1 pseudogene is annotated in these 240 nt (G+C 35.0%); it reads left to right on the forward strand.

The features are described from left to right. Positions 1–189, forward strand: a pseudogene (tnpA, locus tag ACFOSE_RS04160) (IS200/IS605 family transposase); the annotation flags it as partial. Between the last annotated feature and the right edge of the window lie 51 nt (positions 190–240).

Genomic DNA, 240 nt, shown 5'->3' on the forward strand with positions numbered 1-240 from the left:
CTTGTCTTGATACCCCCAAAACTTTCGATTTCCGATTTTATGGGATATTTGAAAAGCAAAAGTGCTCTAATGATATTTGATAAACACGCTAATTTGAAATATAAGTATGGAAATCGAAAGTTTTGGGTTAGAGGCTACTATGTTAGTACCGTTGGACTGAATGAAAAGACAGTTGCGAAATATATTCGCGAGTAAACAACTAATCTGGGAGATTAGTTGTTCAATGACATCGCACTTGAT

Source organism: Streptococcus dentapri (assembly GCF_042649885.1).
GTDB classification, from domain to species: domain Bacteria; phylum Bacillota; class Bacilli; order Lactobacillales; family Streptococcaceae; genus Streptococcus; species Streptococcus dentapri.